This window comes from Streptomyces sp. NPDC002574 (genome assembly GCF_042889545.1).
In the GTDB taxonomy this organism is placed as follows: domain Bacteria; phylum Actinomycetota; class Actinomycetes; order Streptomycetales; family Streptomycetaceae; genus Actinacidiphila.
The window spans coordinates 247,945-267,098 of sequence record NZ_JBIARB010000007.1; the positions used below are offsets into that span (position 1 = coordinate 247,945).

17 protein-coding genes, 4 tRNA genes and 1 pseudogene are annotated in these 19,154 nt (G+C 71.6%); 11 read left to right on the top strand and 11 right to left on the bottom strand.

Annotation, left to right across the window (positions count from 1 at the left end; translation table 11 throughout):
* Positions 1–31 precede the first annotated feature (31 nt).
* Positions 32–571, top strand: coding sequence for an FxLYD domain-containing protein (locus ACFYXS_RS18580; RefSeq protein ID WP_389249311.1), 540 nt, complete (start codon positions 32–34; stop codon positions 569–571).
* Positions 572–660: 89 nt separating this feature from the next.
* Here the strand turns inward: ACFYXS_RS18580 and ACFYXS_RS18585 are convergent, their stop codons facing one another.
* Together ACFYXS_RS18585 and ACFYXS_RS18590 are read right to left on the bottom strand one after the other, a co-directional pair.
* Positions 661–858 (bottom strand): hypothetical protein, encoded by a 198-nt coding sequence (locus tag ACFYXS_RS18585; protein ID WP_389249313.1) that lies wholly within the window; start codon positions 856–858, stop codon positions 661–663.
* 64 nt (positions 859–922) lie between these two features.
* Positions 923–1,084 carry a hypothetical protein gene (locus tag ACFYXS_RS18590; protein WP_389249315.1) on the bottom strand — a complete coding sequence of 54 codons (162 nt, stop codon included), beginning with the start codon at positions 1,082–1,084 and terminating at the stop codon, positions 923–925.
* Between the two features lie 251 nt (positions 1,085–1,335).
* Here ACFYXS_RS18590 and ACFYXS_RS18595 point away from each other — a divergent pair, with 251 nt between their 5' ends.
* Positions 1,336–1,692, top strand: coding sequence for a hypothetical protein (locus tag ACFYXS_RS18595; RefSeq protein WP_389249900.1), 357 nt, complete (start codon positions 1,336–1,338; stop codon positions 1,690–1,692).
* A gap of 70 nt (positions 1,693–1,762) precedes the next feature.
* On the opposite strand, the pseudogene ACFYXS_RS18600 reads toward ACFYXS_RS18595, so the two are convergent.
* Positions 1,763–1,945, bottom strand: a pseudogene (locus ACFYXS_RS18600) (site-specific integrase); the annotation flags it as partial.
* Positions 1,946–2,645: 700 nt separating this feature from the next.
* Here ACFYXS_RS18600 and ACFYXS_RS18605 point away from each other — a divergent pair.
* Positions 2,646–2,849, top strand: a complete 204-nt coding sequence (locus tag ACFYXS_RS18605; protein WP_389249318.1) for a hypothetical protein — start codon at positions 2,646–2,648, stop codon at positions 2,847–2,849.
* A 255-nt stretch (positions 2,850–3,104) separates the two neighbouring features.
* Here ACFYXS_RS18605 and ACFYXS_RS18610 read toward each other — a convergent pair.
* The 8 genes from ACFYXS_RS18610 to ACFYXS_RS18645 all read right to left on the bottom strand — a co-directional run bounded on the left by ACFYXS_RS18610 (position 3,105) and on the right by ACFYXS_RS18645 (position 15,374).
* Positions 3,105–3,177: transfer RNA gene (locus tag ACFYXS_RS18610), tRNA-Lys, on the bottom strand.
* 102 nt (positions 3,178–3,279) lie between these two features.
* The gene (locus ACFYXS_RS18615) at positions 3,280–4,803 is read right to left on the bottom strand and encodes an amino acid permease (protein ID WP_389249321.1); all 1,524 of its coding nucleotides are present in this window, start codon (positions 4,801–4,803) and stop codon (positions 3,280–3,282) included.
* A 104-nt stretch (positions 4,804–4,907) separates the two neighbouring features.
* Positions 4,908–5,429, bottom strand: coding sequence for a hypothetical protein (locus ACFYXS_RS18620; protein WP_389249323.1), 522 nt, complete (start codon positions 5,427–5,429; stop codon positions 4,908–4,910).
* Positions 5,420–5,938 carry a thioredoxin family protein gene (locus tag ACFYXS_RS18625; RefSeq protein WP_389249325.1) on the bottom strand — a complete coding sequence of 173 codons (519 nt, stop codon included), beginning with the start codon at positions 5,936–5,938 and terminating at the stop codon, positions 5,420–5,422. Before ACFYXS_RS18625 ends, ACFYXS_RS18620 begins: the two co-directional genes overlap by 10 nt.
* Before the next feature lie 11 nt (positions 5,939–5,949).
* Positions 5,950–9,180, bottom strand: coding sequence for an FG-GAP repeat domain-containing protein (locus ACFYXS_RS18630; protein WP_389249328.1), 3,231 nt, complete (start codon positions 9,178–9,180; stop codon positions 5,950–5,952).
* 59 nt (positions 9,181–9,239) lie between these two features.
* On the bottom strand, positions 9,240–12,326 hold the full coding sequence (locus ACFYXS_RS18635) for an FG-GAP-like repeat-containing protein (protein ID WP_389249330.1): 3,087 nt from the start codon (positions 12,324–12,326) through the stop codon (positions 9,240–9,242).
* 229 nt (positions 12,327–12,555) lie between these two features.
* On the bottom strand, positions 12,556–14,673 hold the full coding sequence (locus ACFYXS_RS18640; protein WP_389249332.1) for a DEAD/DEAH box helicase: 2,118 nt from the start codon (positions 14,671–14,673) through the stop codon (positions 12,556–12,558).
* 197 nt (positions 14,674–14,870) lie between these two features.
* Positions 14,871–15,374: a hypothetical protein gene (locus tag ACFYXS_RS18645; RefSeq protein WP_389249334.1), complete on the bottom strand. Its 504-nt coding sequence runs from the start codon at positions 15,372–15,374 to the stop codon at positions 14,871–14,873.
* 190 nt (positions 15,375–15,564) lie between these two features.
* Between ACFYXS_RS18645 and crcB (ACFYXS_RS18650) the strand changes: the two genes are divergently transcribed.
* The 8 genes from crcB (ACFYXS_RS18650) to ACFYXS_RS18685 all read left to right on the top strand — a co-directional run bounded on the left by crcB (ACFYXS_RS18650) (position 15,565) and on the right by ACFYXS_RS18685 (position 19,079).
* Positions 15,565–16,020, top strand: coding sequence for a fluoride efflux transporter CrcB (gene crcB, locus ACFYXS_RS18650; protein ID WP_389249336.1), 456 nt, complete (start codon positions 15,565–15,567; stop codon positions 16,018–16,020).
* Positions 16,017–16,364, top strand: a complete 348-nt coding sequence (locus ACFYXS_RS18655) for a DUF190 domain-containing protein (RefSeq protein ID WP_389249878.1) — start codon at positions 16,017–16,019, stop codon at positions 16,362–16,364. Before crcB (ACFYXS_RS18650) ends, ACFYXS_RS18655 begins: the two co-directional genes overlap by 4 nt.
* On the top strand, positions 16,361–16,717 hold the full coding sequence (gene crcB, locus ACFYXS_RS18660) for a fluoride efflux transporter CrcB (protein WP_389249338.1): 357 nt from the start codon (positions 16,361–16,363) through the stop codon (positions 16,715–16,717). The genes ACFYXS_RS18655 and crcB (ACFYXS_RS18660) overlap by 4 nt, the downstream gene beginning before the upstream one ends.
* A gap of 55 nt (positions 16,718–16,772) precedes the next feature.
* Positions 16,773–17,123: a metallopeptidase family protein gene (locus tag ACFYXS_RS18665; protein ID WP_319660401.1), complete on the top strand. Its 351-nt coding sequence runs from the start codon at positions 16,773–16,775 to the stop codon at positions 17,121–17,123.
* Positions 17,124–17,162: 39 nt separating this feature from the next.
* Complete coding sequence (locus tag ACFYXS_RS18670; protein WP_389249340.1) at positions 17,163–18,725, top strand: metallophosphoesterase; 1,563 nt, start codon at positions 17,163–17,165, stop codon at positions 18,723–18,725.
* A gap of 79 nt (positions 18,726–18,804) precedes the next feature.
* Positions 18,805–18,877: transfer RNA gene (locus tag ACFYXS_RS18675), tRNA-Glu, on the top strand.
* Positions 18,878–18,926: 49 nt separating this feature from the next.
* Positions 18,927–19,001: transfer RNA gene (locus ACFYXS_RS18680), tRNA-Asp, on the top strand.
* A gap of 4 nt (positions 19,002–19,005) precedes the next feature.
* A tRNA-Phe gene (locus tag ACFYXS_RS18685) sits at positions 19,006–19,079 on the top strand.
* Positions 19,080–19,154 lie beyond the last annotated feature (75 nt).

Below are 19,154 nucleotides of genomic sequence, written 5' to 3' on the forward strand. Positions count from 1 at the left end.
CGCCACACGCAGCACGACTCAGGGGGACGCCATGTCACAGCCTCAGTACCCGCCGCCGTCCGGACCTCCGCAGCCGGGATGGGGTGCGCCGCCGGCACCGAAGAAGTCCGGAGCGGGGAAGATCGTCGGCTTCGGGTGCCTCGGCATCGTGCTGCTGTTCGTCCTCTTCGCGATCATCGCGGTCGCGGCGAGCAGCGGGGGCGGCGGTGACGACCCCAAGCCGGGGGCGAGCATGGCGTCGGCCGACGCGCCCGGGAGGCACGGAGACGACGGCGCGAAGGAAGCGTCGGCCGGCCCGAGTGGCGATGTGAAACTCATCGCGTGCGAGATCGAGGCCTTCACCACGTGGCCGAGCGCGAAACTCACCATCACCAACCGCAGCTCGAAGACGTCGAACTACATGGTGCAGGTCGAATTCGTCGACGCGAAGGGCACGCGGATCAGCGAGGGGTTCGCCGGGACGAACAACCTGCGCCCGGGCCAGAGCGCCCAGGAGGTGGCGCAGGGCACGGCGGAGGCCACGGGGAAGGTGACGTGCCGGGTGACCGACGTGACCCGCTACGCGTCCTGACGCGAGCCGCCGATGGTCAACGGTGGAGCAGGACCCGGGACTGCGGGGCGGCGACCGGGACGGTCGCCGCCCCGCAGAGCAGACCGAGGTCACCTCTTCGGGGAGGCAAGGCCTTTCCGCGCCCTGCCGACGGCGTAGCTCGCCGCCAGACCGCTGAGGAACAGGTGCCCGGCACCGACGACGACGTCAGTGAACCCGCTCCGGAACCCGGTGATGATGTCGACGAGGCTGGACACGACGAGAGCGCCGAAGAAGAGTGCGGCCAGCGTCCAGAGCACGGTCCTCATGGTGGAACGGTAGGACCGCCCGCGCCGCGTTGTCAGCCCTTCCATCGCTCAACGGCGTGAGCGCTCATTCCTTGGGATCCACCGACGCCGGGCCCAGGAAGACGCGGCGCAGGCGCGCCAGCAGTTCAGGTGACGGCGGTGCGGTCTCGACCGCGCGGCGGGCCTGGGCCCGGACGGTTTCGGCACCCCCTCCGCCAAGGAGGGCGTGGGCGTCTGCGGCGTTCATGGGCTGCACCTCCAGAACTGGGGTCTGCTCTGGCTGCTGTCCCGCCCCGCGCCTCGGCAATCCGGTGCGCACGGCAGCGACGCGCGATCCCCACTCTCGGCGGAAACGGTGAAGGCCCTGCTCGTGTGCATCGGCCTTCGCCTTATCCTCGAGGGTCATCTCAGGCCCCGGGCGGCGTGGTGCCGCCCGCCCGCTTCTTCCGAGGGCTCGCCGAGGATGACGACCGTCGCTCACACGCCTTTGAGGGAGATATGCGCACGCACGCCTTCACGTTCGTCCTTGCCCCCGCACTGCTCGCGGTGCTCACCGCGTGCAGTGGCTCGTCACAGCCCACGACGACCCCGGAGAGCGACCCGCCACGTGCGGCCGCGGCCACGCACAGCCCCACCGTGGTCGGCGCGGCGACTGTGCCGATGCCCGACGTCATCGGTGGCAACGTCCAGGGGGCGCTCGACCAGCTCGGGCCCGACGCCGACGTGAGGATCACCGATGCCGGCGGGCAGCACCGCGAGATCGAGGACCCGTCCACCTGGAAGATCTGCACCGCGGCCATGGACCCCGGCCCGGTCTACCGCTTCGGCGCGGTGATGACGAACGAGCACTGCTGAACGGGCTGGTGCTCGGCGACCCCGCCGCTCGGGCGTGGGGCACCCTGGCCGGCAGCGTGCTTCGGCTGAGCGGCGTCCAGCCGTCGGAGCCGACGACGATCTCCTTGGCGATGGTCAGCAGACCGGCCTCGAGGTCAACGCCTGTCCAGTCCTGGCCGACGCCCTCGCCGCGGCGCAGGCCTCGGAACGCCATCAGGTGGAAGAAGGCGTAGAGCCTGTCCTGCTCGGCCTCGTCGAGGAACGCGCCGATCCGGTCCTCCATGCAGATCGAGCTGCTCAACCGCAAGCGCTGGAAGACCCGGGTCGAGTGGCACGGGCGTCGTCTGCGCCGACGCGGCCGCGTGCGTCAGCCGCGCCCCGGCGCCCCGCTGGACCGCACCCTCCTGAGACTGCCGGCCGCCCGACGGCAAGCACCACGGGACGGACGGCACGAGGCCCCCACCGCGCCGCGGTGGGGGCCTCGTCACGGTAGGGCGCACTGTCAGTGCATGCGCTCCACCTGGAAAGCCCGGCTCTGGCAGACCGGGCACAGTTCAAGACGCCCCTCGGAGGTGACGATCGTTCCCCAGCCGCGGCACGTCTTGCAGCCGCGAGCGAGGGAGATGACTGGACGGGGGGCGGGCGGTGCATCGCAAACGCCGTAGGCCATCAGGGGCTCCTCAGAGGCGCAGTGACGCGACCGATATGTGGTTTTTGTGCTTCTTACTACAAGGTCTACACCCCGGCGGGCCGCAACGGGCGCTTTCGGCGGGAGAATCTCAGCAGCCACCGCAGCCCGTGAAGGAGGGCTCCGCTCGGGGGGGGTGAGCGGAGCCCTCGGCAGGTTCCACCCGGGGGGGGTGAGCGGAGCCCGCACAACCACAGTAACTCTCCGGCGCTCGGCAGCCCCGGCGCCGGGCGCCGGGCGCCGCCACCAGGATGCGACCGTCACCGCCCCGGGTCATCCTGAGCGAATGGACCACCGCGTGATCGTCATGCCGGTCTCGCCGGGCGGCGGCCGGCAGGTACGCGCAGGGGAGGAGATCCTCGGCGTGGCCTTCAACGCGAGCGACCTGCTGGAGTTCCTTCGGCGCGCAGGCCTCGACCCGGACACCGTCGACGTCACCGACCCCGAGCTCGTCGACTGGCGCGGCGACGGGCCCGAGGCGTGGGAATGACGGGGCCAGCGTTCTGCTCTCTACGCCAGGCGCCCGCACATGATCTGAGCCACAGTCGGCCGCCCGCGCAGCAACGAGTGGGCTCTCGCGGGGATTCACAGGCCGGATGGGCAAGACATGATCGCTGCACTCTCGGGCCGGCAGCGGGCCGGCACTCGATCTTGGGGGCCGGAGAAGAGGCTGCGGCCCCACCGGTCTGAACCGGTGGGGCCGCATTCACGCAGGACAGCGGTGGCGAGACCAACCGCCTGCGGGTAGGCCGTGTGGGACTCGAACCCACAACCAATGGATTAAAAGTCCACTGCTCTGCCAATTGAGCTAACGGCCCGCACACCGCAGCATAGCCGGACGTCGGCCGTCGCTCCGAGCGCATTGGGCCTGTTGGGCGCGGTCGCCGTCGCGGAGGGGACGGCGGCGGCCACCGGCGGCGTCAGCCCGCGGTGTCCGTGGGGGCCGGGGCGTGGTCGCGGAGGAACCAGCGCCGGGCGGACGCGAACCACCAGGTGGCGGCGAAACCGAGCACGACCAGGACGGCTATGGGCGCGTAGTTGAAGGTGTCGACGGTGACGGGACTCACCTGGGGGAGCATGAACAGGACGGTGATGAAGGCCACCCACACGACGGCGAGGATGCCGATGGGACGGGACCAGCGGCCCAGGTGCCAGGGCCCGCGGTCGAAGGCGTCGCCCTTGCGGAGGCGCAGCAGCGTGGGGATGACGTACGCGATGTAGAGGCCGATGACGGCGATGGACGTCACGGCGGCGTACGCGGTGAGGTTGATCAGGTAGGGCAGCCCGAGGACGAGGGCGCCCAGGGCGGCGAGCCAGACCGCGTTGGTGGGGGTCTTGGTGCGGGGGTTGATGCGCCGCCAGGTGGCGGAGAAGGGCAGCGCGCCGTCGCGCGAGAAGGCGTAGATCATGCGGCTGTTGGCGGTGACGGAGGCCATGCCGCAGAAGAGCTGGGCGCCGATGACGACGAGCAGCAGCAGCTTGCCCCCGACGGCGCCGGCGCCGTCGATGAGGATCTGGGCGGGCGGCACGCCGGTGGCCGTGCCGAGGGTCTTGTCGTACGACTGGATGGCGTACGTGAAGCCGAGCAGCAGCACGAAGCCGGCGATCCACGAGATCCAGATGGACCGGACGATGCCGCGCGGTCCGGCGGTGGCCGCGTCGTGGGTCTCCTCGGTCATGTGGGCGGAGGCGTCGTAGCCGGTGAAGGTGTACTGCGCCATGAGCAGGCCCAGCAGGACGACGTACACGCCGCTGCCCCAGCCGGTGTTGTTGACGAAATGCGTGAAGACGAACGAGGTCGACTGGTGCCGGTCGGGCACGAAAGCGAGCACGCCCACGATCAGCGCGACGCCGAGTACGTGCCACCAGACGCTGATGTCGTTGAGGAGCGCGACGACGCGGACGCCGAAGGTGTTGAGCAGTCCGTGCAGCAGCAGGATCGCCGCGAACAGCACGATGGTGTGACCAGGAGTGCTGGTGAATCCGAACTGCAGGTCCAGGTACGCGTTGAGGAAGCTCGCCGCACCGAAGTCGATGCCCGCGGTCACGGCGACCTGGCCCAGCACGTTGAACCAGCCCGCGAACCACGCCCAGGCGGCGGCGCTGCGCGCCGGGGCGAGCTTGTAGGCCCAGTAGTAGAGGCCGGCGGAGGTCGGGTACGTGGAGCAGATCTCGGCCATGGCCAGACCGACGACCAGGGTCATCAGCCCGACGCCGACCCAGCCCCAGGTGATGACCGCGGGGCCGCCGGTGTTCATGCCGAACGCGTAGAGCGTCAGGCAGCCGGAGAGCACCGAGATGATCGTGAAGGAGACCGCGAAGTTGGAGAACGCGGACATGCGGCGGGCCAGTACCTGCGTGTACCCCAGCTGGGCGAGGCGTTCCTCGTCGGTGACCGGGGCGGCGGGCCCTTCGGTCGCGTCCGATCCTTTTGGAATTGTCATGCCCCCAGCGATTCCCTCGCAGGGGGCACGGCATGCGTCGGCCGCTGGCTGAAATTGACCGTATTCGCCCTGTGGACGACGGGGGTGTCGCCGTCCCGTTTCCTTCAGTCGCCGAGCGGCACGGAGACCGCCCGGTCCCGTACCGGGGCCAGGCAGCCGTCGTGCTCGCTGCACGCCCCGTACGTCAGGAACACCCGCGCTCCGTGCGCGTCCGCGACGCGCCGGACCGGGAGTTCGAGGGTGACCTCTCCGTCCTGGTAGACGGGCAGGCGCACACCGAGGCCCTCCGGACTCAGGACGCGCTCCCGCGCGTCGGTGGCCGCCGGACCGGTGGGCCGCAGGGCGCCCTCGGCGCGGATGCGGGTCGGGATGCCGATCCCGCCGACGCCGCCGTCGGGGAGAGCGAGGCTGTAGAGGTGGAACCCGGCCCGCTCCGGCCGCAGGTCGGCGACGACCCGCAGCACGCCGTCGCCGGACTCCACCCGGACCGTCACGGCGACCCCGCCCTCCGAGAACCGGCTCGCGGCGGAGGCCGCAGGGTCGTCGCCACCCGCCGCGCAACCGGTGAGCGCGAGCACGGCGGCGGCCCCGAACCCGGCGGCCCGGCGCCCCGCGGTCACGCCCATCGCTTGAGGAACGTCCCGACCTGGGCCGCCGACATCGTGCGGGCGTTGGAGAACTCGCCCTGATCCGTAGCCACCTTGATCCGGCCCGAGGAGGGATCGAGCACGACCAGAGCCGGGATGCCGCTGGTCCGCAGGTCCACGTAGCGCCCGGCCACATCGAGGTTCCGGTCGAACTCGCCGACGTCCACGCTCACTACATGGTAAGTCGCCAACAGGGCGGCCGGTTCGGGCTGCTGGAAACGCGTGCCCAGCACGACGCAGTCCAGGCACCAGTCGGCGCCGAAGTCGATCAGCACGGGCCGGCCGTCCTTCTTCGCCGCCGCGCGGGCTGCCCCGATGTCCGCGGCCGCGTCGCGACTGGGGTCGTAGCCGTGCGGGGCCTTCGCCGGGGCCGCGGACGCCGATGGAGCAGCCGGCGTCGTGATGGGAGCCGCCACACCGGAGGACACCGTCGTCCCGGCGCAGCCGGTGAGCGCCAGCAGGGCGGCCCCCACCATCACTTTCCTCATCGTCTCCCCCATCAGGCGATGGCCTTGTAGCCCTTCCAGCCGGTCGCGATCTTCACGCGCCCGCCGAAGAGGCCCTTGCCGTTGCCGCCGTATCGGTACAGGACACCCGCGGTGTCCCGCACGACCAGATCGGCCTTGCCGTCGCCGGTGATGTCACCGACGCCGACGACCGCGTTGTACGAGGCCCCCCAGTTCTTGGCCAGCAGCACACGCGGCTTGAAGTGACCCTTGCCGTCCCCGGAGAAGCGCCACAACTCGTTCGACGTGTCCTGCGCCAGCAGGTCGCCGAACCCGTCGCCGTCCAGGTCCCCGGCACCCACGATCTTCTTGAAGACGGTCCACCTCGAAGCGATCTTCACCCGCGCGGCGAACGTGCCGGTACCGGTCGCCTTGTAGAGGTAGATGTCACCCGTCGACGACTGACGGGTGATCAGGTCGGGGCGCCCGTCGCCGCTGATGTCACCGGGCGACGTCAGCACGTTGTACTGCTGGAAACCGGTACCGAGCGAGGTGTACGGCGTCGACGTCGTCAACGCCCTCCCACAGGCCGGCTTGTACCCCCGCAGGCTTCCGTTGCTGAGCCGCACCAGCACGTCATTGCACCGGTCACCACTCAGATCACCGAACGGCACCGCGGTGACCGAGGTGGCCCACCCGGCACCCGCAAGGGAACCCGAGAACTTCCCCGCACCGCCCTGCTGGAAGGCCAGGGTCCCCGAGGAACTCTGCGTCAGCAGGTCGCCGAACCCGTCCGGACCCCCTACGCCGGTGAAGTCCCGCCGCACCGCCGCACCGCCCGTGACCTTGATCGTCCCGGACTGCACCTGCGAGTCCACGCCGTTCTCCCCCCAGGCCGTCAACGTCCAGGCGTACGTGCCGTTGGGGACCAAGCGCCCGTTCATGTCGCGGCCGCCCGGCCACGCCGCGGAGACCACCGCGTGCCCCATGATCGCCGCGGGTTGCCGCGACCAGACCACCACCCCCGTGGCCTTGTTCTTGATCGTGAGCTGCGACCTCACGGGCCGGGAGAACCATGACGTGGCAACCCAGTTCGAGCCCTTCCTGAGATCGAGGGACGAGGCGCCGGGGCTCTGATCGATCACGGCGAGACGGGACGTGGGGACACCGGTGGGCACGATGTGAACCCGCTGGTGGTCGTCCGCGTAGGCCACGTCCCCACCGAACCGGTCGACGGTCCAGCTGGTCCGGCGGCCCTGCTGCGCGCCGAGTTCGTCGGAGGTCGCCAGCACGCGGCTCGGCAACTGGCTGTACTGACCGCCGAACGGAAGACCGTCGTGCAGGTCGTAGAGCGTCAGGCCGGTCCCGGCCGCCCGCAGCACCAGGTAGCCGTCACCGAGCAGTGCCTCGTCGCCGGGCATGGTGCTGGTCCCGCGGGTCCAGCAGTCGTAGACGCCGGCCCCCCGAGAACCGCCCCGGGAGTCCGCGCAGTTCCAGTACACCCAGCGGCCAACGGCCTGGAGTTCGGTGGGGACGCACCCATTGCGTGTCACGAAGACGGGCAGAGGAGAGCCCGAGGGAAGGGACGTGGCCGTCACCTCGGAACCACTGGTGCCGGCGCTCCACAGCGTCGAACCCCAGAGAGCGGACGCGACACGGTCCCGTTTGAACAGGATCTTCCCGCCCGACCCGTTCTCGTCGACCTCGCCCACGTATTGCTTCCCCGACAACGCTCCGTCGACGAGTACGTAACGGCCCGAGTAGTCGGCGAGTTCAGGGTTGTCGTCCCCCGTGTCGATCTGAGGTCCCCAGTCCGCGAGCCCATTGCCACGCACCATGGTGAGGCCCGACTCCGTCGCGAAGCGCCGGCCGTGGAATCCGTCACCACTCGCGTACATCTCGATGCAGCGCGGGGTGTATGTGGAGCAGCCCCAGTCTCCGTCGTGGCCGCTCACCAGGCCGTCCACCGTGGACCGGAGCGGCACCGGACTGCCCGACGCCGACAGCCATGTGCTGCGATAGGCGCCGATAACCGTGCCGGGTTCGTACAGGGTGCTGTTGTCAGCCGTGGTCAGGACGCCGCCACCCAGGGAGAGACCATAGACCTGTGCGGGTACCGGCGCGACGGCCGTGACGCGGGTGCGCTTCACCGTGCCGTCGGCCGCCGCCGTGAAGCGGTGGATTCCCCAGTCGAGGTCACCCCGGTCGACGTAGCGTTCCGCCCCCGCGACGAGCACCGACCCGTCCGGAACCTGGACGATCTGGTGGGCGGCGGGGTCCATCAGCGTCTGTCGGGCGGAGCCGTCCAGAGGCAGCCGGCCCAGAGGCTGGCCGCGGTACAGGTTGTTGCCCGGCCACACGGGTTCGACGGCGAGCAGCGAGTCCCCCACCAGACCGTACGCGGCCTGGTAGTCGTACGCGCTCGTGTCCACCGTGCGGGGAGCCGCCGCCAGGTCCTTCCGGTCCAGGACGTCCACCATGCCGCGGCCCATACGCAGCCGGAGCACCGCGCCGGGAGCGAGCCGGAAGCCGCTGACCTCCCACGCGGCGTCCGGGGAGGGCCGGTCGGGCAGCGGGGTGAGCGCGCCGCCGGCGACGTCGAGGATGCCCCAGTGCCGGGAGTTGTCGCCTGAGCCGGTTCCGTAACCCAGGACAACGGACGTCGCGTCTCCGTCCTCCACCGACGTGGCGACGACGCCGTCGGGCAGCCCGGTCACCGGCCGGTCGGTCACCGCGCCGTCGTCGGCCGTCAGCAGGTGGAAGCCGGTCGGGGACTCCGGGGAGCCGGTACGAGTGAGGACCGTGCCACCGAAGGTGCCGACGTACTCCTGCCCCTGCGGCAGGGCCAACTCGGTCACGTCACCGCCGGCCCGCTGCCGGAGGGTCACGTGCGGTGCGGGTGTCTCCTCGTACACCGCCACGGTGTCGGAGCCCGCTCCGAAATAGCCGGGGTCCAGCGACTCGCTCCAGCGCAACCAGCCGCCGTCGATGTCGTAGTCGGGCGCCGGGACGGTCTCGGGCAGCGCCGACGTGGTGCCCGTGCGGTAGTCCGTCCACAGCAACCGGTTGTCGTCCTCCTCGACGAACAGGAAGCCGGTGGTGCCCGCGTCCAGGATCTGCGTGGCGCGCGGCACCGCCCTGGCCGCGGCCGGCAGGACCACCGGCAGCGGACCCGGGTCGTCGTCAGCGGCGACGGCCGAGGGAAGCACGGGGCCGGCGCCCGCGGTCACCGCGAGTATCAGCATCGCGGTCAGCGCCGCTGTCGTGCTCTTGCGTCGATTCATTGTCCGTACACGTCCCGTGGGTGGTTCAGCCGATGGCGTCGTCATTGCTCGGGCGGCGATCACAGAAGCGCCTTGTAGCCCGTCCAGCCGGTCGCGATCAGCACGCGTCCGCCGAAGGTGCCCTTGCCGGTTCCGCCGTAGCGGTACACCCTGTTGGAGGTGTCACGGACGATCAGGTCCAACTTGCCGTCGCCCGAGTTGTCGCCGATGCCGACGACCATGTTGTACGAGGCTCCCCAGTTCTTGGCCAGCAGGACACGGGGCTTGAAGTGCCCCTTGCCGTCCCCTGAGAAGCGCCACAACTGGTTCGACTTGTCCTGCGCCAGCAGGTCGCCGAACCCGTCGCCGTTCAGATCACCCACGCCGACGAGCCTCTTGAACACGCCCCAGGCGGAGGCGATCCGCTTGCCCGCCGCCAGTTTTCCGCTGCTCGTCGCGGCGAAGAGGTAGATGTCGCCCGTGGAGGACCTGCGGGCCACCAGGTCCGCCCGGCCGTCACCGGTGAGGTCGCCGGGCGAGGTCAGCACGTCGTACGCCTGGAAGCCCTTCCCCAACAAGATTCGGGGGGAGGCCGTGGTGATCGCCCCCTTGCACCGGCCGCTGTAGCGGTAGAGATCGCCGGCGGTGTTGCGCACCAAGGTGTCCATGCAGCGGTCGCCGTCGAGGTCACCGAAGGGGATGAAGCGGTAGTTGGGATTCCATCCCTCGGAGGCACCGGTCCACAAACCGCCCTGGTTGCCGGGGAGGAATCCGGCGTACTCAAGCTCTCCCGACGGCCTCAGTGCCACCAGTTCCCCGAAGCCGTCGCCGTCGCTGTCGCGCCACGCGCTCTTGGCGCCGGCCAACTGCATCGCGCCCGAGGCCGCTGTGCGGAAGCCGGTGCCGTCACCCGGGTCCGCGGCCAACGTCCATGTGTAGAAGCCCCCGGCCGGCACCGTGCCGTGGTCGTCGGTGCCCTTCCAGGTGGTGGTGACCTGCGCGCCCTGGTGCCCCGTGCCACGCATGGTCCGCACGGCCTTGCCCGCCCGGTTCCGGAAGGTCAGGACCCAGGCCGTGGGCGGCCGGGTCAGCAGCCAGCTGCCGTGCCAGGTGTTGTCGCTCTCGTCGGGAAGGCCGAGGTTCGTGTAGGTGTCCACCCGTGACTCAACGGTGGTGACGGGGGAACGCGGCACGGTGACCGGCTTGACGTGGACCCGTTGGGCGGAGTCCACGTAGGCCACGTTGCCGCCGTACTTGTCCACGGTCCACGTGATCCGCCGGTCGGCGGGCGGATCGCCGGCCGGCAGATCGGCGAAGGCGGCCGTGGCCGCCGCCGTACCCGCGCCCTTGTGGAAGTCGGTCAGCAGCAGCTTGCCCGCGGCCCGGTCGTGACGTACGAGGAATCCGTCACCGAGCAGCGCCTCGCCCGACGGGACGGGGATGTCCCTCTTCGCCGTCAGGTCCCACACACCCGCCTTGGCCGTGGGGCCGCACGACCAGTACAGCCAACGCCCCACGACCTGCAGTTCCTGCGGAACGCAGCCGGAACCGAGGGCGATGTCGGCGGAGGTCTTCTTCGTCTTCAGATCGTAGGAGTTGACGCTGCCCTTCGTCCCCGCGGGCTTCCACAGCTTGCTGCCCCAGACGGACGCGGCAGACCGGGTCCGGGTGTTCACGATGTTGTTGGTGGAGTGCTGTTCGAAGTCACCGACGTACTGGCGGGCGACGGTACCGTCGTCGACGACCGTGTAGCGCCCGGAGGAGTCCACGATCCGGTTGAGCGAATTCGGCAGGAGCACAACCTGACCCGTGCTCTGCGAGATCGGACTGTCCACGGACCCCTTGGACAGGTGGGCGGTGCGGCCGTCGCCGAGGGCGTGAAGCTCGATGCACGCGGAGTCCGTCCGGCACGGCTGGTACCAGGTGTGGAGGACGGCGCGCAGGGTGCGCGGGCCCGGCACGGGAGTCCCCTTGAGCGCGAGGTCGTAGTCGTACTGGACGCGAATGGAACTGTCGGAGGCGGTGGCGACCGACAGCCGGCCGCCGCCGAGCGCGATGCCGTCGACGGCCATGGAGATCGGGTCGACCGTGGTGACGGAGGCGACCGTGGGGACCCCGGCCCCCGCCGCGGTGACCCTGTGCACCGCCCAGTCCGTGGAGGCGCTGCCGCCCGCGACCAGGACGGTGCCGTCAGGGGCGGTGGCAAAGTGGTCGACCGCGTAGGGCAGAAGAGTCCGGGACGCACCGCCCCCGACCGGGACGGCGGTCAGTGCCTCACCCGGGTCAGTCGTGGGTTGCGTCTCATGACGGCCGACCAGGATCCAGTCGCCGGCCAGGGCGAGCGTGACGTCCGGCTGCGGTGACGCCCCGGCCAGCGGCGGGATCGCGGTCGCCACCGGCTCGGCGGCCGGATCGGCGCGCGGCACGGTCCAGGCCGTTCCCGACGCCGGGTTCCAGCCGAGCACCCGGTCGCCCGAGAGCGCGACCCTGCCGGGCTTGGCGGCCATCGAACCGAAGGCCTCCGTGGCCGTGGCGGTCGCGAAGTCGACCAGCAGCAGGCGCAGTCCGGATGCGGTGACGAACACGAGCACCGCGCCCTTCCGGTCCTGGGCGAGGACGGCGACAGAGTGGGCTCCCGGGAGCACTCCCTCCGCGGCCAGCGGAACGTCGGTGACCTGTCCGTCGGCCAGACGCACCAGGTGCAGCGCCGTGATCGCGCCGGCCGCGTCCTTCTCGTACGTCACGGCCGACGACGCCCCGTAGGCCCCGGTCCAGTTGTGCCCCTCGGAGAAGGGGACGGTCGTGGTACCGCCGGTCGCCAGATCGCGCACGACCACGTTGTGCGAGCCGAAGGGCACGGAGGCGTACAGGCCGGAGTTGAGCTGGTGGGTCGCCACGGAGGACAGGGACGGCGTCGTGGTGCCGGACGCGTAGTCCGTCCACAAGTAGCCGTCCGTTCCCTCCTGTACGTGCAGGTAGCCGGTGGGACCGGCGGTCACCACGGTCTCGCCGCGCGGAATCTTGCGGGCGCCGGCCGCGATCACCGCCTCCGCGGGGATGCTGCTGCCCGCCGCGGCCGCGGGAGGAGAGGCCGGGCCGAGGGCCACGGCGGTGGCGACTGCGGTGACGGCGGCTGCGCCGCCGCGGACGAGGGCACGTCTGGCCACCCGTTCCTCCTGGAAGTCACGAAGAAGCGGAGCGGCACAGCGGTCACTGGTGTCGCGGCGTCCGGCGCCGCGGAATCCCCCAAGCCCCCCGGCTTGTACCCCCCACGCAATTACCACGGACCCTAACAGCCGCCCCACAGGCCCCGGAAGCTGCATGGAGCATGAAAAGGCCCGGCAGGTGGTGTGCACCCGCCGGGCCCGTTCGCGTTCAGACGCGGTTCATACGGCGTCAGCCGTTGCGCTTCCAGCGCGGCTTGTCGTCGCGGCGGCCGAACGAGCCGGTGCCGGTGCCGGTGCCCGTGGTGCCGGGGCGGTGGTCGTCACGACGGCCGTACGGGCGGCGCTCGTTGTTGTCGCGGTCGCGGCCGAAGGACGACGGGCGGTCGTCACGGCGGTCGCGGTTGAACGGACGGTCGTAGGAGCGGGCCGCCGGGCGGTCGTCGCGGTTCCCGTACGACGGGCGGTCGTCACGGCGCTCGTAGGACGGACGGGCCGGGCGGTCGTCACGGCGGTCACGGCTGTTGTACGACGGACGGTCGTCACGACGGTCCCGGTTGCCGTACGCGGGGCGGTCGTCACGACGGTCGCGGTTGCCGTAGGACGGACGGTCGTCGCGGCGGTCGTGGGACGGACGGGCCGGGCGGTCGTCGCGGCGGTCACGGCTGTTGTACGACGGACGGTCGTCACGACGCTCGTAACCACGGTCACCGCGGTCACCGCGGTCGCGGTTGCCGTACGACGGGCGGTCGTCGCGGCGGCGGTCGTAGTTGCCCCGGTCGTCGCGGCGCTGGAAGGTGCGCTGCTCGGCCGGCTCGGCCGGGGCCTCGGCCTGCGCCGGGACGGCGGCAGCGGCGGCGACCGCCTCGGCGGCCTCGGCCTGGGCGGCGGCCACGGCGGCCTCGGGGTCGTCACCGCGCTCGCGGGCGGCGCGGGCGGTGAGGCGGTCGGCCTCGTCGCGCAGTTCGGCGGCCCGACGCTGCGCGCGCTCCAGGGACTTGGTGAGGTCGGCGACCTCACGCTCGGCCTGCTGCGCGGCGTTGCCGGCCGCGTCCGCCTGGACCTCGGTCAGCGAACGGGCGCCGGTGATCTTGGCGACGTCCTCGTCGAACGCGCCGGCGCCGCCGACGATGTGGCGCGAGGCGTCGACGCCCGCGTCCTCCATCAGCCGGAAGATCTGCTTGCGCTGGTGCGGCAGGGCCAGGGAGACGACCGTGCCGGACTCGCCCGCGCGGGCGGTGCGGCCCGAGCGGTGCAGGTAGTCCTTGTGGTCGGCGGCCGGGTCCACGTTCAGCACCAGGCCGATGCCGTCGACGTGGATACCGCGCGCCGCGACGTCCGTGGCGACCAGGACGTTGACGTAACCGTCCTTGAAGTCGGCCAGCGTGCGGGTGCGCGCGCCCTGGGTCATGCCGCCGTGCAGGGCGTCGGCCTTGACGCCCGACTCGCGCAGCTGCTCGGCGACGCGGTCGGCGCCCATCTGGGTGCGGACGAAGATGATGGTGCGGCCCTTGCGGGCGGCGATGGCCGCGGTGACCGGCGCCTTGTCCTTGGGCTTCACGATCAGCACGTGGTGGGTCATGGTCGTGACCGCGCCCGCGGAGGGGTCGACCTCGTGGGTGACCGGGTCCTTCAGGTAGCGCTTGACCAGCGTGTCGATCTCGTTCTCCAGCGTGGCGGAGAACAGCAGCCGCTGGCCGCCCTTGGGCACCAGGTCGAGGATCTCGGTGACCTCGGGCAGGAAGCCCATGTCGGCCATCTGGTCGGCCTCGTCGAGGACGGCGATCTGCACCTGGTCCAGCGAGCAGGCGCCGCGGTCGATCAGGTCGCGCAGCCGGCCCGGGGTGGCGACGAGGATGTCGACGCCGCGCTCGAGGGCGTAGATCTGGTTCTGCATCGACGTACCGCCGCAGACGACCTTCATCTTCAGGCCGAGCACGTCGCCGTACGGCTGCAGGGCGTCGGCGACCTGCATCGCCAGCTCGCGGGTCGGGGTGAGGATCACACCGCGCGGACGCTTGCGGTCGGTGTGGCCGCCGGAGAGCTGCGTGAGCAGCGGCAGGCCGAAGGAGAGCGTCTTGCCGGAGCCGGTGCGGCCGCGGCCGAGGATGTCCTTGCCGGCCAGGGCGTCCGGGATGGTCGCGGCCTGGATTGGGAAGGGGGTGGTGACGCCGTTCTGCGCCAGCTTGCGGACGATGGCCTCGTTCAGGCCCAGGTCGCCGAAGGTGGGCCCGGGGGTCTCGACGGCCTCGGGAGCGGTGTGCTCCTCGGTGACGGCCTCGTCGATGACGTCGGTGGTGTCGTTGCTGTCGAAGGGCATGGCGGAACGGTCGGCAGTGTCAATAGACATGCTGAAGCTAAAACCTCTCGGAGATTTCGGCACGCGCCAGCTCCGGAGGTTGCTTACAACCGCCTCGATGCGGTCAGCCACAGGAGAAAAGGAACGCGCCAACGCGGCGCGTCTCGGTTCGGCGCCGGGCAATGGGATCAAACGATCTACCAGCATACGCATAGGTGGCCGCTTTGGCCAATTCGGTCCTGGGAGCCTCAGGCGGCCCCGTTCGCGGACGGTGCGCTGGAGGGCGACGGCTCGGGCGAGGACCCGCCGGAGGGCGGTGCGGACGACTCGCCGCCGCCGGGCGACGACGAGGGCGAGGGCCGGTCGGACGGTGACGCCGGCGTCGAGGGCCGGGGCGAGGACGACGGCCGCCCCGAGGGCTTGCCGCTGTGCGGGCCGCCCGGACCCTGGGTCGGCCCCGGCACCGATTCCTGCGCGGTCGCCGACGGCGACCCGGAGGCCGACGGGGAGTGCCCCGGCCGGCCCGGGCGGCCCGCGGGGGCCCCCGGGGCGACGCCGGGCATGCCCAGCCCGCCGTCCGAGCCGGCGCCGCCGGCCCCACCGTCCTCGCCCGAGATCCCCGAGGAGATCCCGTCGGGCTTGGCGTCGCTGCCCGTGCCGCCGACCGTCATGCAGCCGGTCAGGGACCCCAGGGCGAGTACGGGAAGAAGCAGTGCGGCCGCCGTGCGCGCGCGGGCTGTGGCAGGGGTCACGGGAGCACCTCGGAAGGTCTGAAGACGTCTGAAGAGGGTCTGGAGATGATCAGGAGTGGAGCTGCGGGCAGTCCGTCCCGCTGAGCGGGTCCCGCGCTGCCCAACGGGCCCGCGGCCCCCGGGGACACGCCCGCGGCCGCACGCCGCCCGGCCGGCCCTCCCGTGACGCCTCTCGGATACCGTCCTGGGCATGAGCAGTCGGCCGGCACAGGCAGCGGGCGACCCGCCGCGCTCCCGGTGGACGGCACCGCTGCGCGACCAGGGTCCGGTGGTCGCCGTCGTCGCGCTCGGCGGGGTCGCCGGGGCGTTCGCCCGCTACGGCGCGGGGCTGCTCCGGCCCACCGCGGCCGGGGCCTTCCCGTGGACGACCTTCCTGGTGAACGCGGCCGGCTGCGCGGCGATCGGCGTACTGATGGTGGTGGTCACCGAACGCCTTCCCTCGCCGCACCGCCTCGTCCGGCCGTTCCTGGGCACCGGCGTGCTCGGCGGCTTCACGACCTTCTCGACGTACACGGTCGACGTGCAGCGACTGCTGACCGCCGGCCGCGTCGGCGTCGCCCTGCTCTACCTGGCGGCCACGCCCGTGGCCGCCCTGCTCTGCGTATGGTCCGCGGCGGTGCTGACCCGCCGCGTGTGGAGGACGTGATGATGCTCACCGGTCCCGCGCTTCGCCTCACCGTCCACCTGGGGGAGATCGACACCTGGCACCACCGGCCGCTGCACAGCGAGATCGTGCACCGCGCCCACGCCGCAGGACTCGCCGGGGCGTCGGTGTTCCACGGCGTCGAGGGCTTCGGCGCCGGCTCGCGCGTCCACACCTCCCGCCTGCTGTCGGTGAGCGAGGACCTGCCGGTCATGATCGTCGTCGTGGACAGCGCCGAACGGGTGAGGGCCTTCCTGCCGCAGCTGCGGGAGGTGCTGACCACGGGTCTGGCCACGGTCGAGGAGGTGGAGGTCGTGCACGGCACCGCCGGGGGTGACGAGGGGTGAACTGGCTGCTGGTCGCCGTCGGCGCCGCGATCGGCGCGCCCCTGCGCTATCTGACGGACCGTGCGGTCCAGTCGCGGCACGACGGCGTCTTCCCCTGGGGCACCTTCACCGTGAACGTCGCCGGGTCGCTGATCCTGGGCGCGGTCACCGGCGCGGTGGCGGCCGGCGCGTCCACCCGGCTCCAACTCCTGCTGGGCACCGGACTGTGCGGCGCGCTGACGACGTACTCGACCTTCTCCTACGAGACCTTGCGGCTGGCCGAGGGCGGCGCGCGGCTGTACGCGGCCCTCAATGTGGCGGGGAGCGTCGCCGCGGGAGTGGCCGCCGCCTTCGCCGGCGCCGCGCTCGTGTGACCCAATCCGCGTCGGACGCTGCCCGATCGCCCTGCCGTCCCGGACAATGGGCGGTGTGCTGGAGATGTCGCGCGAAGCGTTCGAGGAACTGGTCAGCGACGCGCTGGACCGGATCCCGCCCGAGCTGGCCCGGGTCATGGACAACGTGGCGGTGTTCGTCGAGGACGAACCCGACCCGTCCGACCCCGGGCTGCTCGGCCTGTACGAGGGAACTCCCCTGACCGAGCGCGGCGAGTGGTACGCGGGGGTGCTCCCCGACCGCATCACGATCTACCGGGGCCCGACCCAGCGGCTGTGCTCCACCACCGAGCAGATCGTGGAGGAGGTCGCCACCACCGTCGTCCACGAAGTGGCGCACCACTTCGGCATCGAGGAGGAGCGCCTCCACGAGCTGGGCTGGGGGTAACGGGGCTTACGCGAGGGAGGAGGCGGGCATACGTCGGCAATGCTCCGAGATCTGCCGCACCGCGTCCGGTCCGTGCTGCGCCGTGCCCTTCGGCGCCGTCCCGCCCCCTCCTCCGGTACATCCCGTCCGACTCGTGCCGTCCCCGCCCTCGGCACACCGCACCGCCCCTGGCTCACGGCGCTCGCGCTGGTCGCGGTCACGCTGATCGGCGGCTGGCTCGGGCTGGTGGTGCTGGGGAGCATCAAGGAGCCGGTGGGGCCGATGAACACCCGGATGTCACTGCACCCGGCGTGGACCGGCGACACCCAGGTGAACGTGGCGCCGCTGGGAGCCCTGCAGCTCGACAGCCACGACGGCCCGCTGCGGCTGGTGGTGGACGTCGACACGCTCGACCCCGAACGTGCCCAGGCCCTGGTCCGGCACCCGGAGCGGCTGAGCGGGCTGCAGGACGAGATCGCCTCGGACGTGCGCAACAGCACCGCGGAGCTCGCGCTGCGCTCGTCGCTGGCCGTGCTGACCGGCGCCACCGCCCTGGGCCTGGCCGTCTACCGCAGGCCCCGCAGGGCGCTGGCCGCCGGCGGGCTGTCGCTGGTGGTGCTGGCGGCCTGCGCGGGCACGGCGTACGGGACGTGGAACCCGCGCAGTGTCCTGGAGCCCAAGTTCTCCGGCCTGCTGAGCAGCGCGCCGTCGGTGGTCGGCAACGCCCGCAGCATCGTCAGCGACTTCGACGTCTACCAGCAGGAGCTGGCACGCCTGGTCACCAACATGACCCGGCTGTACGACGCGACCTCCACGCTGCCCGCGTACACCCCCGACCCGTCGACCCTGCGGGTGCTGCACGTCTCGGACATCCACCTCAACCCGGCGGCCTGGCAGATCATCCAGTCCGTCGTCGCCGAGTACCGGATCGACGTCATCGTGGACACCGGCGATCTGATGGACCACGGCACCGCCGCCGAGAACGGCTTCACCTCCGCCATCCCGGACCTGGGCGCGCCCTACGTCTTCGTGCGCGGCAACCACGACTCCATGGACAGCCAGCGCGCGGTGGCGGCGCGCAAGGGGGCCATCGTGGTGGACAACGGGGACTCGGCGGTCGTGAAGGGGCTGCGGATCGCCGGCATCGGCGACCCGCAGTTCACCCCGGACCGCTCGGTCGAGGCGGCCGGCGACCCCGCGGAACGCCGGGCCGGGCAGCGGCTGGCCGACTCCATCCGGCGGCAGGACGCGGCCGGGCACACGGTCGACATCGCCATCGCCCACAACCCCGTCGCGGCCGCCGAGGCCGACGGCACCGTCCCGCTGATCCTGGCCGGGCACACCCACCAGCGGAACGTCAGCGTCCTGGAGCACGGCAGCCGTCTGATGGTGCAGGGCACGACGGGCGGCGGCGGGCTGCGCGCCGTGGAGGGCGACACGCCGCAGAAGGTGGAGGCCTCGGTGCTCTACCTGGACCGCGACAGCCACACCCTGCAGGCCTGGGACGAGATCACGCTGGGCGGTCTGGGCCAGTCGACGGCCGAGGTCTCCCGCCACCTGCCGGCGGAAGTGGAACCCGGGCGGGAGCCGTCCCCCGCGGTCCGCCCGACGGGCGCGGGCTAAAGCGTTTTGGCGATCCCCCGCCGCATCCCATATGCTTCTCACGTCCCCGACGGCCGAAACACCGCCCGGCGGGCCATCAGCCCTCATCGTCTAGTGGCCCAGGACGCCGCCCTTTCAAGGCGGTAGCACGGGTTCGAATCCCGTTGGGGGCACGCACTGACCTGTGCGAGACTGTGTCTCGCACAGAGAAGCGCAAAGCTGGGTCCTGTGGAGCAGTTTGGAGTGCTCGCCACCCTGTCAAGGTGGAGGCCGCGGGTTCAAATCCCGTCAGGACCGCGCTGGCTGGGTAGCTCAGTTGGTACGAGCGATCGCCTGAAAAGCGATAGGTCGCCGGTTCGACCCCGGCCCCAGCCACAGCAGCCCGCAAGGGCAGGAACCCCCGCCGAGATCCTCGGCGGGGGTTCCGCGTTGTGCACGGGCGCGTGTACG

Excerpts from the sequence above, each read along its gene's own strand:
- ACFYXS_RS18670 (WP_389249340.1), top strand. The coding sequence starts at position 17,163 with ATGCTCCGAGATCTGCCGCACCGCGTCCGGTCCGTGCTGCGCCGTGCC.
- ACFYXS_RS18605 (WP_389249318.1), top strand. The coding sequence starts at position 2,646 with ATGGACCACCGCGTGATCGTCATGCCGGTCTCGCCGGGCGGCGGCCGG.
- ACFYXS_RS18615 (WP_389249321.1), bottom strand. The coding sequence starts at position 4,803 with ATGACAATTCCAAAAGGATCGGACGCGACCGAAGGGCCCGCCGCCCCG.
- ACFYXS_RS18630 (WP_389249328.1), bottom strand. The coding sequence starts at position 9,180 with ATGAATCGACGCAAGAGCACGACAGCGGCGCTGACCGCGATGCTGATA.
- ACFYXS_RS18640 (WP_389249332.1), bottom strand. The coding sequence starts at position 14,673 with ATGTCTATTGACACTGCCGACCGTTCCGCCATGCCCTTCGACAGCAAC.
- crcB (WP_389249336.1), top strand. The coding sequence starts at position 15,565 with ATGAGCAGTCGGCCGGCACAGGCAGCGGGCGACCCGCCGCGCTCCCGG.
- ACFYXS_RS18580 (WP_389249311.1), top strand. The coding sequence starts at position 32 with ATGTCACAGCCTCAGTACCCGCCGCCGTCCGGACCTCCGCAGCCGGGA.
- ACFYXS_RS18585 (WP_389249313.1), bottom strand. The coding sequence starts at position 858 with ATGAGGACCGTGCTCTGGACGCTGGCCGCACTCTTCTTCGGCGCTCTC.
- ACFYXS_RS18625 (WP_389249325.1), bottom strand. The coding sequence starts at position 5,938 with ATGAGGAAAGTGATGGTGGGGGCCGCCCTGCTGGCGCTCACCGGCTGC.
- ACFYXS_RS18595 (WP_389249900.1), top strand. The coding sequence starts at position 1,336 with ATGCGCACGCACGCCTTCACGTTCGTCCTTGCCCCCGCACTGCTCGCG.
- ACFYXS_RS18590 (WP_389249315.1), bottom strand. The coding sequence starts at position 1,084 with ATGAACGCCGCAGACGCCCACGCCCTCCTTGGCGGAGGGGGTGCCGAA.
- ACFYXS_RS18620 (WP_389249323.1), bottom strand. The coding sequence starts at position 5,429 with ATGGGCGTGACCGCGGGGCGCCGGGCCGCCGGGTTCGGGGCCGCCGCC.